14 protein-coding genes are annotated in these 13,610 nt (G+C 63.0%); 9 read left to right on the forward strand and 5 right to left on the reverse strand.

Annotation, left to right across the window (positions count from 1 at the left end; genetic code table 11):
- Window positions 1-89 precede the first annotated feature (89 nt).
- From ACIOTN_RS06900 to ACIOTN_RS06920, 5 genes are all read left to right on the forward strand, one after another.
- The gene (locus ACIOTN_RS06900) at window positions 90-1,076 is read left to right on the forward strand and encodes a tripartite tricarboxylate transporter substrate binding protein (RefSeq protein WP_105658751.1); all 987 of its coding nucleotides are present in this window, start codon (window positions 90-92) and stop codon (window positions 1,074-1,076) included.
- The gene (locus ACIOTN_RS06905) at window positions 1,073-1,633 is read left to right on the forward strand and encodes a tripartite tricarboxylate transporter TctB family protein (RefSeq protein WP_402735000.1); all 561 of its coding nucleotides are present in this window, start codon (window positions 1,073-1,075) and stop codon (window positions 1,631-1,633) included. The genes ACIOTN_RS06900 and ACIOTN_RS06905 overlap by 4 nt, the downstream gene beginning before the upstream one ends.
- A complete protein-coding gene (locus ACIOTN_RS06910; RefSeq protein ID WP_402735001.1) occupies window positions 1,634-3,163 on the forward strand; it encodes a tripartite tricarboxylate transporter permease in 1,530 nt (509 codons plus the stop codon).
- A 189-nt stretch (window positions 3,164-3,352) separates the two neighbouring features.
- Window positions 3,353-3,907, forward strand: a complete 555-nt coding sequence (locus tag ACIOTN_RS06915; protein WP_402735002.1) for a type 1 glutamine amidotransferase domain-containing protein — start codon at window positions 3,353-3,355, stop codon at window positions 3,905-3,907.
- A 160-nt stretch (window positions 3,908-4,067) separates the two neighbouring features.
- The gene (locus ACIOTN_RS06920) at window positions 4,068-4,376 is read left to right on the forward strand and encodes a DUF4193 family protein (protein WP_400341534.1); all 309 of its coding nucleotides are present in this window, start codon (window positions 4,068-4,070) and stop codon (window positions 4,374-4,376) included.
- 153 nt (window positions 4,377-4,529) lie between these two features.
- On the opposite strand, the gene ACIOTN_RS06925 is transcribed toward ACIOTN_RS06920, so the two are convergent.
- Both ACIOTN_RS06925 and ACIOTN_RS06930 read right to left on the reverse strand, forming a co-directional pair.
- On the reverse strand, window positions 4,530-4,997 hold the full coding sequence (locus tag ACIOTN_RS06925) for a DUF4383 domain-containing protein (RefSeq protein ID WP_402735003.1): 468 nt from the start codon (window positions 4,995-4,997) through the stop codon (window positions 4,530-4,532).
- A 241-nt stretch (window positions 4,998-5,238) separates the two neighbouring features.
- Window positions 5,239-6,033: a YsnF/AvaK domain-containing protein gene (locus ACIOTN_RS06930; RefSeq protein WP_402735004.1), complete on the reverse strand. Its 795-nt coding sequence runs from the start codon at window positions 6,031-6,033 to the stop codon at window positions 5,239-5,241.
- 421 nt (window positions 6,034-6,454) lie between these two features.
- Here ACIOTN_RS06930 and ACIOTN_RS06935 point away from each other — a divergent pair, with 421 nt between their 5' ends.
- The 3 genes from ACIOTN_RS06935 (at window position 6,455) to ACIOTN_RS06945 (ending at window position 9,630) form a co-directional block, all read left to right on the forward strand.
- Entirely contained in the window at window positions 6,455-7,540 is a 1,086-nt protein-coding gene (locus tag ACIOTN_RS06935; RefSeq protein ID WP_402735005.1) for a YbdK family carboxylate-amine ligase, read from the forward strand.
- Between the two features lie 184 nt (window positions 7,541-7,724).
- On the forward strand, window positions 7,725-9,089 hold the full coding sequence (locus ACIOTN_RS06940; protein WP_400341528.1) for an MFS transporter: 1,365 nt from the start codon (window positions 7,725-7,727) through the stop codon (window positions 9,087-9,089).
- Window positions 9,090-9,159: 70 nt separating this feature from the next.
- Window positions 9,160-9,630, forward strand: coding sequence for a GNAT family N-acetyltransferase (locus tag ACIOTN_RS06945; protein WP_402735006.1), 471 nt, complete (start codon window positions 9,160-9,162; stop codon window positions 9,628-9,630).
- A gap of 127 nt (window positions 9,631-9,757) precedes the next feature.
- Here ACIOTN_RS06945 and ACIOTN_RS06950 read toward each other — a convergent pair whose 3' ends face one another.
- From ACIOTN_RS06950 to ACIOTN_RS06960, 3 genes are all read right to left on the reverse strand, one after another.
- Window positions 9,758-10,306: a DUF4822 domain-containing protein gene (locus ACIOTN_RS06950; protein ID WP_402735007.1), complete on the reverse strand. Its 549-nt coding sequence runs from the start codon at window positions 10,304-10,306 to the stop codon at window positions 9,758-9,760.
- A 152-nt stretch (window positions 10,307-10,458) separates the two neighbouring features.
- The gene (locus ACIOTN_RS06955) at window positions 10,459-11,085 is read right to left on the reverse strand and encodes a response regulator (RefSeq protein ID WP_402735008.1); all 627 of its coding nucleotides are present in this window, start codon (window positions 11,083-11,085) and stop codon (window positions 10,459-10,461) included.
- Entirely contained in the window at window positions 11,082-12,224 is a 1,143-nt protein-coding gene (locus tag ACIOTN_RS06960; protein ID WP_402735009.1) for a sensor histidine kinase, read from the reverse strand. The genes ACIOTN_RS06955 and ACIOTN_RS06960 overlap by 4 nt, the downstream gene beginning before the upstream one ends.
- A 210-nt stretch (window positions 12,225-12,434) precedes the next feature.
- Between ACIOTN_RS06960 and ACIOTN_RS06965 the strand changes: the two genes are divergently transcribed.
- Entirely contained in the window at window positions 12,435-13,154 is a 720-nt protein-coding gene (locus tag ACIOTN_RS06965; RefSeq protein ID WP_402735010.1) for an ankyrin repeat domain-containing protein, read from the forward strand.
- Window positions 13,155-13,610 lie beyond the last annotated feature (456 nt).

Raw genomic sequence — 13,610 nt, forward strand, 5'->3', positions numbered from 1 at the left:
CGGTGTGTTTCGGCTCACTTTGACTGCACACTGGGAAGGGCCGCACCGGGAATCGGTGAGGTGAATCACTAACAATGAGGTTACGGAAAATGGTGAGCAAACGCATCTTGAGCCGGTCCCTGTACGGCGTTGTCGTCGTGGCGGTAGCGGGACTCGCATTCACCAACGCGGCAGCGTCGGGCGGAGAGTCCTCGGCGCGGAACAAGTTGGTCATCATGGCACCTGCCTCGCCCGGCGGCGGCTGGGACGGCTTCGCCCGTGAAGCCCAGCAGGCACTGAAGTCCATCGGCGCAGTGAACAACGTGCAGGTCACGAACATCCCGGGAGCTGGCGGCACCATCGGCTTGAGCCAATTCGTGCAGATGACCGGGCGCCACGACATGCTCATGGCCACCGGCGGGGTGATGATCGGCGCAATCGAGCTGGCCAACTCCGAAGCCACCATGAAGGACGTGGAGCTGGTCGCGCGCATGTCTGATGACTACGCGGTGCTGGTAGTGCCGGCCAAGTCCGAGATCAAGACCCTGGACGAGTTCATCGCGGCCTGGAAGAAGGACCCGGGGAAAACCTCGATTGCCGGCGGTTCGCTGGGTTCGATTGACCACCTGCTCACCGGTGCGGTGGCCCAGGAAGTGGGCATCGACCCGTCCAAGGCCAACTACATCGCCTACTCCGGCGGCGGCGAGGCACTGACCTCGATGCTGGCAGGCACCACCGTTGGCGGCATGTCCGGCTATAACGAAGTAGCTGACCAGATCGAGGCCGGAAACCTGCGGGCGCTGGCCATCTCCTCGGAAGAACGGCTGCCGGGGGTCGACGTCCCGACCTTCAAGGAACAGGGAGTTGACGCGGTCATGGCCAACTGGCGCGGCTTCGTCGGTGCCCCGGGCATCACCGAAGAGGACAAGCAGGTCTTCGTGGACATGGTCCACGAAATCCATGAATCCGAGCAGTGGAAAGATGCGCTGGAGCGCAATAACTGGACCGACAGCTTCATGATCGGCAAGGAATTCGAAGACTACGTGGACAGCGAAATCGAAGTCACGGAACAAATCGTCAAGGGACTGGGACTATGAGCATTCAAGCACCCCAAGCAACAGAGGGCAACGGCATCGGCACCCGCCGTAACGCCGCCCCTGCCCAGAGCTTCTTCAGCGGGCGCAGCGAACTGGTCGTCCCGGCTCTGGTGCTGGCCCTGGCGCTCTTCCTGACTTGGCAGACCGCCACCATGGAAGTACTGGGCAAGTCGGTCCCCGGCCCGCAGTTCTTCCCGACCATTGTGTGCGTGCTGCTCTACGGCGTGGTCATCGCTCACACCATCCAGATTTTCCGCTCCCCGCGCGGCGGCGCAGCCGCGCCGGCCGCGGAAGAAAAGCAGTACAAGACCCAGTCGGACTGGAAGACCATGGGCATGGTGGTTGCCGGCGTCGTCGGCTTCATCTTGATCCTGCCTTATGCCGGCTGGATCCTCAGCGCGGCAGCCCTGTTCTGGGTCGTTGCCCGCGCACTGGGCAGCAAGAAAGCGCTATTCGACGTGAGCATTGCACTGCTCTTCTCTTGCGTGATCCAGCTGGCTTTCAACGCCGGACTGGGATTGAACCTCCCTGCGGGATTCTTGGAAGGACTGCTCTAGATGGAACAGATCAATCTGCTGCTTGAGGGATTCTCAAACGCACTGACCCCAATGAACTTGCTGTGGGTGCTGCTTGGCGCCCTGCTGGGCACCGCCGTAGGCGTGCTGCCCGGCCTGGGCTCGGCAATGGCCGTGGCGCTGCTGCTGCCTATTACCTTCTCGCTGGATCCCACCGCGGCATTCATCATGTTCGCCGGCGTCTACTACGGCGGGCTGTTCGGCGACTCCACCTCCGGCATCCTGCTCAATACGCCGGGCAATTCCTCGGCGATCGCCTCGACCTTCGAAGGCCACCGGATGGCCCGCAACGGCCTGGCCGCCAAGGCCCTGGCAACTGCGGCCATGGGCGCCTTCATTGGCGGCCTGCTGGCCACCACCGTCGTGGTGTTCTTCGCCCCGACCCTGGTCAAGCTGGCCACCGCTTTCGGTCCGGCTGAATACTTCGCGTTGGCGGTCTTCGCCTTCCTTGCAATCTCCTCGGTAGTCTCCGATTCGATCGTCAAGGGCCTGGTGGCCCTGGGCATCGGACTGGTCTTGGCCATGGTCGGGGTGGATGGGCCTTCGGGAACCATCCGCTACACCCTGGGCCTGCCGCAGCTCTTCGACGGCATCTCCATTGTGGTGATCACCGTGGGCCTGCTGGCCCTGGGCGAAGTGCTGCACATTGCCTCGCGCATCCACCGCGATCCGGAAGCTGTGAAAATCAAGCCAAGCGGCCGTCCGCGCCTGCACCGCCACGACATCAAGAAGGCCCTGCCGGCATGGCTGCGCGGTACCGCTTTCGGCCTGCCTTTCGGCATCATCCCTGCTGGCGGTTCCGAGGTGCCGACCTTCTTGGCCTACGGCACCGAAAAGCGCCTGGCCAAGCGCCGCGGCGATATCGAATTCGGCCAGATCGGTTCCATCCGAGGCGTGGCTGCTCCGGAGGCCGCTGGCAACGCCACCGCCGGCACCGCCATGGGCGCCTTGCTGGCCCTGGGCCTGCCCACCAGTGCTACCGCGGCCATCATGATCGCCGCCTTCCAGCAGTACGGCATGCAGCCAGGCCCGCTGCTGTTCGAACGCAGCGGCCCCATGGTGTGGACCCTGCTGGCCTCGCTGTTCATCGGACTAGTGATCCTGCTGGTCATGAACATGCAGTTCGCGGTGCTGTGGGCCAAGCTGCTGCTGGTCCCGCGCCACTACCTGTACGCAGGCATTACCGTGCTCTCGGTCCTCGGCGTCTACGCCATCAGCGCCGCGCTGCTGGATCTGTGGATCCTGCTGGGTGTGGGACTGGTTGGATTCGTGATGCGACGCTACGAGATCCCCTTGGCTCCGGTTCTGATTGCAGTGATCCTCGGCCCGCTGGCCGAAACAGAACTGCGCCGTGCACTGACCGTCTCGGAAGGCGACGCGGGCATCCTGGTTTCCAGCGGAATCACGATTACCCTGTACTCGATCCTCGCACTGACGCTGGCATTCACCGCCTACAAGCACGTGCGTGCTAGCAAGAAGGCCAAGGAAGACGCCGAGCTGATCAACGCCTGATCATCTGCTTCCCAGCACAGCAGGCCTTGCCGCCTCCACCGCGGCAAGGCCTGCTGTGCGCGTTCAAGGCGCATGGCAGCGCGGCGAAAGCCCGATCCGAAGCCGGCGGCTGGATGCTTCCTGACTGCGGCTTGCCTGCGGTAGCTGCCCAGAGCACAGTGGGCTGTGGACGATGAAAGGAGCATGAATATGCCAGACCTAGCAGGCAAGAAAGTACTTGCGGCAGTATCCAACCGCGGAGTCGAGCAGGATGAGCTGAAGAAGCCGGTGGAGCACTTGCGCCAAGCCGGTGCGGAAGTGGTGATCGCGGCCCCGGAGGCCGGCCAGGTCAAGTCGCTGGTCGGCGATTGGGATCTGGGGGAGGTCTTCGAAGCCAGTGAAGCGCTGGCAGCAGTGAACGAGCAGGATTTCGATCTGCTGCTGATCCCCGGCGGAACGCTGAATGCCGACCACCTCCGCTTGGATGCCGATGCCCAGCGCATTGCCAAGTCCTTTGCCGGTTCGGGCCGGCCGATCGCTTCCATCTGCCATGGGCCATGGCTGCTGGTGGAAACCGGATTGGCCACGGGCAAGACCTTGACCTCATACACTTCGATCAAGTCCGATGTCGTCAATGCCGGCGGCACCTGGAAGGACGAACAGGTTTTCCGCTGCCCGGCAAGCGGCTTCGTGCTGATTACCTCGCGCAATCCAGGCGACCTTGATGCGTTCAACAGCGCCATTGCCGCGGAGCTCAGCTCCTAGCAATTGGCCGCCAGCCGGCCAAGCCGCCGTCGAAGCCAGCCTTCCGGACGGCGGCTTCGCTGCGCTGGGGCCAAAGCCCGCCATCCGGGGCCTTGGCGAACCAGTGGCACGCCACTACGTTGTGGTTGTCGCGTATTCTCCCACCTGTGGAGGCAGGAACATGGCTGCAGATTATGACGAAGTTCGTCCGGATTTCGCCGCGGCGTCCGAGAAGACGCTCAAGGACGTGCAACAAGCCGATGCCCCCGACGCGAAGAGCGATGCGGCCGAGCTTGAAGAAACCGACCTTTCCGATGGCGTGGAGCTCCCTGGTGCTATCGTCGAGGAAGAGCTGAGCGTTGAAGTCCTCCCGCAAGCAGCGGATGAGTTCCTTTGCGCCAGTTGCTTCACTATCCGCCATCGCAGCCAAGCCGTGCAGAAGACTGGCCTAGGCGTCATCTGCCGCGACTGCGCCAGCGAACTCGCCTAGAATCCCGGAATCCTGGGATTCCCGGCGTCCGGCGATCTTGGCGTTCCAAGGAATTGGGTATGGCGATGACGCTGAGGACTTTGCCATGGACTGCATGGACAGAGCGGGCACCCCGGCATGCCGGGGTGCCCGCCTCAGCAATTGAGCATCTGGTCAAGCCGCGTGCGGGTCCCGATGCTGTCCGGTCGCCTTGCGGGAGAGGAGCAATCCCAAGATGATCATGAGCGCACCGAGCCCCAGATGCAGCCAGTTATCGGCATCGTTCAGCGGGATGAAGTTGGCGGCGCTGTCGAAATCAATGACCAGCCCGTAGACCCACAGGGCCAGGTAGATGATTCCGCCGCCAATGAGGTAGCTGCGGGCAGCAGGCACGGTTCGCGCCATCAGGTAGCCGGCAACACCGAAGAGCAGATGCACGGCATTGTGCAGGTACGAGACCTGGAAGATTCCCAGCAGCTTGGCTTCAGAGTGGTGGCCGGCACCAGAGAGCGATCCGTAGTTGGTGGTGATTCCCGGAATGAATCCGAGGACACCGACCAGGAAGAACACGATGCCGACCGCCAGCGCGGCCTTTTGCACCATCGGACGTGTTGCTATGACAGGATCTTTTGGATGTTCCATGATCTTGCTCCTTCATTCTGGCTGTTGCGATCGGAAGGAAACGTTGGCCCGGCATGCTGGCCGCCGTCATGCTAGCCACGCTAGGGGATTGCCGACTGGATGGCACGGGAATCTTCCAGTACCTAGGGAACGTCCAGCAACGGCGGTGCGTGGATCGGGGCGGAACCCGGCACCCGCCGGAATCCGCCCCGATCACCGCTGCGTGCAGGTTCAGCTCCTGCGCAAAGCCAGCGCGCCAGCGCTAGCGGGTTTGCCGGCCGCCTTCCCAGCCCTCGGCCTGCACCTGTTCCTTGCGCAACTGCGCTTCGAGGCGTTCCTCCTCGATGACTGTTTCCTTTTCCAGGCTGACCCGCTCAACTGGCTCAACAGTCTTCTCCACGACGGGGCGTTCCTCATGCAAGGTCACCTCCTGCTCGTCTTCAGCCAATTCTCCGCTGGTGCCGGCGGCTTCGGCATCCGTGATGGGCTCGCGCTCAAGCCGCACTTCCTCATGGCTCACCGGCACCGTGGTGGCCACATCCTCGGTGACCACGTGCTTGCGCAGGCGTACCTTGCCGGTTTCCACGCTTTCGGTTCCCACATGCAGCCGCTCCTCGGAACGGATGGCAGAGGCCTGGGAGGTGCCGGCCACCGGATCGCGCACGTCTTCCCGTGAATACTCGGCGCGGGCATCGGTCTCCGGGACGCCGGGCTGCACGGCGGTCTGGTCCGCTTCCTGGTACGACAGGCTGTAGTAGTGGTAGAGCTCCTGCTCCTGCTCTGGGGTGAGCTGGCCCTCCGGATCGATGTTCGGGGCGTCCTTGACGGTCTGCTTGTTATAGGGCACCGAGAGCGTATCGCCGGCGACGGTTGCCTGGCTGAGCGGAACGAAGCTCTCGGAGAGGCCGAGGAGGCCCGTGCGGACGGTCGCCCATTCCGGCTGCCCGCTGCGGTCGTCAAGGAAAATCTGGCCGAATTTGCCGATCTTCTGGCCGTCGGGTCCAATGACGGTGCCGCCAATTGCGCTGAGTTCCTGAAGTTGTTCTGTGCTGATCATGGGTCTGTCCTCCTGCTGCGTTCGACTTCGGATCAATCCAGTCATTCCAGTCCGGCTGGCCAGTGGCCGGCCGGCTGAAGCTGCGCCTCCAAGTGGGCGTGACGGCCCGCAGCTTGGCTTCTTGCAGTGCTTTGCCGAGCCGCGGTGATTAGAGCGTGGCACACTTTGCAAGCCCTTGCGCCGGGGCTTGTGCTTGCATGGCCGCAAGCTCAGTAGCAGCTGTGAAAAGCGGTCAGCAGGTGCCCGGGGCAGCTATCGGGCGTAGGGCGAGGCGGGTGAACGGGCGCCTGAGAATAGCCGCGTCCGCAACTGCTGCGAAGCTGGAAAATCGCTGGGTTTCCTGCCGGGAACGGCCGTCCCTGGCCAGCTGCCGTCTAATGTTCAGTTCGTATTGCTGCCCAAGGAAGGCGAACCAGCATCCATGACCAGGACCTTTGGGATCGAAGAGGAATTCTTCCTCGTGGATCCGGAAACTGCCGCCCCGGTGCCGATGGCCGATGAACTCAGCGCCCAGCTGCTTGGCCTCGATCTGCCTGGCACCACGGTCCACCGCGAACTTCTGGCCAGCCAGCTGGAAATCGTCACCGGAATCTGCACCTCTGCGCAAGAAGCCGTGGAAGCGCTGGTGCGGCGGCGCGCCGCCATTGAGCGGATCTGCCGCGAACACCAGGTGCTTCCCTTTGCTTCGGGAACGGCGCTGGGGCTCCCGAGTACTACGGAGTTCACCAAGGGCCAGCGCTACGCAACGATCCACGAGTTCGTCCCGGGGATCGCCCGCGAGCATTTCATCAACGGACTGCACATCCATGTGCATGTCCCGGATGCCGCCGCCGGAGTCCGGGCGCTGAATGCCTTGCGCGGCTGGTTGCCGCTGATTGCGGGAATGGGCGCGAACTCTCCCATCTGGAACGGGGAGCCGACCGGCTTCGCGTCGTGGCGGACGGTGCACTACCGCAGATGGTCTGCGGCAGGCATCCCGCCGGCTTTTGCGACAGCGCAGGAATACCAGCAGCGCATTGAGGACATGATCACCTCCGGGGCGTTGCTTGATCCGGGACATATCGGCTGGTTCGCCCGCTTGTCGGTGAACCATCCGACCATTGAAGTCCGGGCGGCGGACACGCAGATGGCAGCCGGCGAATCCGTGGCCCTGGCTTTGCTCATCCGGGCCATTGTGGATACTGCCTCGGCAACACAGAACCCCGCCAGCACGGCAGCGTCCGAGGTTCTCGACCTGGGCCTGTGGCAAGCGGCCAAGTCGGGAGTGGAAGGCACCTATGTCGATAGCGAATCCAGGACTCCCGTGCCTGCCAAGGCCATGATGAAGCGGGTGCTCGATTACGCGGGCCGGCACTTGCAGCGCAATGGCGATGAACAGTTCGTGGCCGATTACCTGGACTCGCTCGCGAATCTCGGCAATGGTGCCACGCGCCAACTCGAGAGCTGGAACCAGGGCGGGACGAAGCAGGTCGTGGCTGATGCCGCCAAGCTGTTCGCGCAAGCCTGACAGGTTTTTGCAGGAGCAACGCGAACAACCAGGGGAGCGGCGCGCATGGAGAAATACCGCTTGTAGCGGGTTCGGCAGAGGCCTACTATCAAGGCAGGGAGTCGATCCTGCATGAACGGCCAGCACTGGGGTGCTGGGGCGGAGGAAAGTGATTCCTGCATACTCGCAACATCGAGGGGGAACCATGAGCACTCCAGCTGCAGTACCCGGGCGCATGACCAAGGAGCAGAAACGCGTCGCGGGAGCGACCATGGTGGGCACCACCGTGGAGTGGTACGACTACTTCATCTACGCCAATGCGGCGGCCCTGGTCCTGGCCCCGCAATTCTTCACTCCCGCCGAAGCGTCGCTGGGCTCCATCATCGCTTTCGCCACCGTCGGCATCAGCTTCCTCTTCCGCCCGTTGGGCGCGATCGTGATGGGCCGGGTGGGCGACAAGTACGGCCGCCGAGCGGTGCTGATCATTACCCTGGTCCTGATGGGCGTCGGCACCACATTGGTGGGCTTGCTGCCCACCTATGCGAGCATCGGCATCTGGGCTCCGATTCTCCTGATCTTCCTGCGCATCGTCCAGGGCTTCTCCGCCGGCGGCGAGTGGGGCGGTGCGGCATTGATGGCAGTGGAGCACGCGCCGGATCATGCCCGCGGCAAATTCGGTGCCTTCCCGCAGCTCGGCGTACCGGCCGGCATGCTGCTGGCCTCCGCGGTCAGCGCCATTATCGCCGCCGCTCTCTCCCCGGAGCAGTTCATGGCCTGGGGCTGGCGCATCCCGTTCCTGCTCAGCTTCGTGCTGATCCTCATCGGCTACTACATCCGCCAGCGCGTGGAGGAATCACCGGTCTTCGAGGAGATGGCCCGGACCAAGCAGACCGAGTCGGCCCCGCTGTCCACGCTGTTCAGCAAGCACCCCAAGAAGGTCATCCAGGCGACGCTGGTCTTCATGGGCAACAACACTGCCGGGTACATGCTCACCGGCGGCTTCATCCTGGGCTATGCAACGAACAAGCTGGAACTGCAGGCTGGCGACATCCTGAACATCATCACCATCGGCTCGCTGGCCTGGCTGATCTCCACCTGGATCGGCGGAGTGGTCTCGGACCGCATTGGCCGCAAGAAGATGTTCATCATCGGCTGGGTGCTGTTGCTGGCCTGGCTCTTCCCGCTGTTCCTGCTCATCGAAACCCGGAACCTGGCCTGGGTCACCGTGTCCCTGGTGGTCTTCGGCGCTTTCATGGGCTTCTCCTACGGTCCGTTGCCGGCGCTGTATGCCGAGTTGTTCCCGGCCCGCATCCGCCTGAGCGGTTCCTCGATCAGCTACGCCCTGGGCTCGGTGATCGGTGGCGCGTTCGCCCCGACCATTGCCGCGGCGCTGGTGGGCCAGTTCAATACCACTGTGGCGGTCTCGACTTACCTGTTCATCTGGGTGGGCGCTTCGCTGATCGCAACCCTGACCTTGAAGGATCGCACCGGAGCGGACTTGTATCCGCAGGAGGGCATCGCCGGAGAATCGGGAGGCCACACAGAAGAAGCCGGGCCCGAGCATTTATGAGGTCTGATGGCGATAGGGCAACTAGCTGCCCGTAACATCTGCGATACAAACTGCTGATATCTTGTCGCTCATGACGTTGTCCATTGAACCCGCAGACTTCGAGGATCCCTCCCTGAGAGCCTTCCTCGAAGCCCACCTTGCTGACATGGCGCCGCAGTCGCCGCTGGAGTCCCAGCATGCCTTGGACTTGGCTGCGCTACGCCAGCCAACCGTCCGGCTCTGGACAGCGCAGAAGGACCAGCGCATCGTGGGCACTTGCGCGTTGGGGGTATTGGAGCCGGGCCACGAGGAGCTCAAGAGCATGCGGACGGACCCGGACTTCCGCGGGCAAGGCGTCGCTTCCCGGTTGCTGCTCCATGCGCTGGAGGATGCAGCAGAGCGCAAGCTATCGCGCGTATCCCTTGAAACGGGAGCGATGGAGTTCTTCGCACCTGCACGCGCGCTGTACCGAAAGCACGGCTTCCAGCAATGCCAGCCCTTCGGTTCCTATCTGGAGGACCCCAACAGCATCTTCATGACCCGGATCCTTGAACTGGACTAACTCTTGGGCAAGGCTGGAGCGCTGGCGAGGACTGGCTGAATCTAACTTGCTTGCCGACTGTCCATCAGCCCGCCACTTCCGGAGGGTTCCTAGCAGTGGTGGGCTGATGGATTGCTTAATATGATCGTCAGGAGACAGCTGGCTCGGGGTGGCTGGTCGGGGTGTGGACGATATCGAAGTAGACATCGGTCTTTTCAGGATCTGGGAAGACGCGGTAGGTGAATTCTTCACCGGCGAGCGTGACGATCTGCGAATCGCGGGTGAACAGCACCTTGCCAGCGTCATCCTTGGCGACGATGCTGCGGGTCTTGCCATCGTCGCTGACGGTCCAATCGCCCTGCATCTTGGGAGAGTCATCCAGGTTGTACATGTCGAAGGTGCCATCGGCGCGGAAGTAGGCGTTGCCCACGAAGTTGCTGACATCCTTGTCGGAGAGCTCCACTGCTTCGCCCTGGGCATCCGTGGCACCGGTGGTTTCCCATGCGGTGGAGGACAGGATCTCGGACGGGGTCATGGTGCCGGTGGCTGCTGCTGCGCCCTGCGTGGCTTCGGCGGTGCTGCCTGCGTTGGCCTGCCCGGCCTCGACACCGGAGGTGCACCCGGCCAGCAGCCCGATGGCCAAGGATACGCCGCCCAGCGACATGAGCAGCTTGGAGGTATTGATGTGCTTCTTCATGGGTTCTGCCTCGATTCACAAAAGATGATGTCCACTAAGGCCCGGTGGGGCTTGGTGATAAATCAATCTTGTCGTTTCAAGCCAGCAAAGACATCGGCCATCAAGCTGGGACTGGCGGCCTGGTGGATGAGTCTTCCAGCGCCTTGCGGTACCTAGCGCATGCCCTCCCGGCGGAGGGCGGTGGTGATCGCCTCGACGCGTGTTTCCACGCCCAGCTTGGCATAGATATGGGCCAGGTGGGTCTTGACCGTAGCTTCCGAGATGAACAGCCGCTGGCTCAGCTCCTTATTGCCAAGCCCGTCGACCAGCAGGCTGAGCAATTCCGCCTCGCGGGGAGTCAGTGCCTCGTCGGGGTTGCGCAGCCTGCGGAAGAGCTTGGAGGCCACCGGGGCGCTCATCACGCTCTTTCCATTGGAGGCACCGCGCACGGCGCTGAAGATCTCCTCCGGAGCGGCATCCTTGAGCAGGTAGCCCATGGCGCCGGCATCCACGGCCCGCACGATATCGGCATCTGAATCATAGGTGGTGAACACCAGCACCGCCTGCTTGGCGTTGCGCTGGCGGATTTCCTTGATCGCGTCGATGCCGTCCATGCCCGCGCCCATGGCCAAATCCATGACCACAACATCGGGGGAAAGATTTTCAAGGATCCGCAGGGCGGCCTCGCCGGAGCCGGCCTCGGCGATGACCTCGATATCCGGCTGGGTATCAAGCAGCGCCTTCAGGCCGCTGCGGACCACGAGATGGTCATCGACCAAAAGCACCGAAATTGTTTTCATGAGATGTTCTCCTCGCTGGGGATCTGCGCGGCGATGACGGTCCCGGAACCCGGGGTGCTTTCCACCGAGAATTCCCCGCCTAGTTGTTCCACGCGCTGCCTCATGGCGCGCAACCCGTAGCCGCCGGACTGGGAGGGGGCCTGGAGCTTCTCCGGGGTGAAGCCCCGGCCGTTGTCATGGATGTCCAAGGTGACGGTGTCCTGGAGGAAACCGATAGTGACGGTGGCCTGTTCTGCCCCGGAATGAAGTTTCACATTGGCGGCGGCGCTTTGCACCACGCGCAGCAGGGCATGGCGGACCTCGGGGGATACTGCGCGCTCGGTGCCCACGACATGCAGCTGGAGATCCGGGAGGTAGGTGGCCGCGGCTTCGCGGAGCACCTCGGGCAGCGGACCGGCATCAGTGGCAGGCGAAGCCAAGTCGTGGACCAGTCGCCGGGTTTCCATGAGGTTCTGCCGGAGCAATTCGCTGGCCTGGCGGACTTCATCCTGCGAGGCCGCGGTAGGCCAAATCCGGTTGGCCGCTTCGAGCAGCAGCAGGCTGCTGGCCAAGCCCTGGGTCACCGTGTCATGGATTTCCCGGGAGACCCGTGCCCGTTCGGTGATGATCCCGGCGCGGCGCTCGCTGGCCGCGAGCTGCAGCTGCGCACTGGAGATCTCCTGGTTCAGCCGGCGCTGCTCCGCCGCATCCTGTTCCATCCTGTCGAAGATCAGGGTCAGCATTGCCCCGATGGCGATGGGCCCGAGCAGCATCACGATGTCCTTGTCGTCGCTGAACCTGAACCAGCTCACTGCCGCGGCCAGGATGGCCAGCCCGCCGGCCAGGTACCCGGCCAATCCGCGCAGCGTCCTGCGGCACAGGAAGAAGAGTCCGAAGGAGCACCAGGCGAAACTCGGTGCGAGGAGCACCAGAACGGAGGAAGTCGCTACCAGCACGATGACCCACCGGCCCTGGCCCGTTCCTCGGTTCACCAGGAATGCAGTGACCAGATAGAGCGCGCAGACCACGCCGGCGAGCACCATAATCCAGAGATTTTCCACCGGATCATGGCGCAGGACGTAGCGGATGAGTGCGGTGAACATGAGCACGGCAAAGCCGACATGCACCAGGGTGTCGATGTTGGCTCGTGGCGCAAGCATGAATTTAGGGGGAGCAGTAGCGGTAGGAATGGCAAGACCTTTGTCGTGATGTAGATGCTTTCCCCATGGTAGGACCTGGGACAGGTTTTGTGCTCCGCCTTCTGGATGGTTTTCATCGCATATCGGACGATGCCCGCAGCAGCCGTGGTGCTGGATGATGGGAGGAAGCCCGTTTTCCGGACTACGGGAGATCCCCAGCAAGGAGCGCTCATGAGCAAGAACCAGAACCCATCAACTGCCACGGAGATCAAAGCTACTGGCCATGGAAGAAGGGCCTTGGGCATTGGAGCACTGTCTCTTGCGGGTTTGGCTGTTCTCGCGGGGTGTTCCATGGCAGCGCCTGAAGCTAAACTCGTGGGTCCTCCGGCACCGTCCAGTACCGAATCCGCATCCCCAGAAACCACGGCACCGGAAGCGAGCCTCACCGCCGTGGAGCAGGATGAATTGGATCAGCGGCTGATCCGCGCGGCCAAGGACGATGACGTGGAACTGGTGCGGGAACTGATTGCCGCCGGTGGGGACGTCAATGCCAAGGATGATCTTGAGGATTCGACCTTTCTCTATGCCGGGGCCGAGGGTTTCAACGAGGTTCTGGAACTAGCGCTGGAGAACGGGGCGGACGTTGAAAGCCTCAACCGCTATGGAGGGACCGCGCTCATTCCGGCCAGCGAGCACGGCCATGTGGAGACCGTGAAGATGCTCATCGAGGCAGGTGTTCCGCTTGACCATGTGAACAATCCGGGATGGACCGCGCTGCAAGAAGCCGTCTTGCTTGGCGATGGAGGGCCAAACCAGCAAGAGGCCGCCAGGCTGCTGCTGGCCGCCGGGGCGGATCCGGGGATCACCGACCCGCAGGGGCGCACCGCCCTGGAGAATGCGCGCCGGCTCGGATTCGACGAGCTGGCCGAAGCCATCGCCGCGCATCAGTAGTTCCCCGGTGCAAGATTGAGCCGATCGCCGTGCTGCCTGGCGGGGTGGCTACTAGTCGTTCATCCTGAGTTTCCTCACGAGTACGGCAGTCTCGTAATTCGTTGTCACTTTCCGGTGTTTGAGTATTGGTGATCTCGAAATCGAGGACACTCGCACCGTTCTAAAGGGTCCGCCTCCTGCGCCACCCCGCACTGGTTCCCATGAACCTGCTCGGCCTCGCAGTCCTGGCCCTCACGGGTTGCCAAGCCGCAGCTACGGTGGCGGCTGCCTATTGCCGCTGCATTGCGATCAAGAATGGAAAAGGTACCGCACGCATCGATCTGGATGCCGGCGCCGGCTTGGATTCCTTGGCAGAAGTAACGTACGGCCAACTGGTCGAAGCATCCACGACTGCGATAGTGCGCTGCTTGCTTCCAAGCGTAGCTGGTTCGCGTCGAGAGCCACAGTGAAGTGCAC

It is taken from the genome of Glutamicibacter sp. NPDC087661, from assembly GCF_044743275.1.
Taxonomy (GTDB): domain Bacteria; phylum Actinomycetota; class Actinomycetes; order Actinomycetales; family Micrococcaceae; genus Glutamicibacter.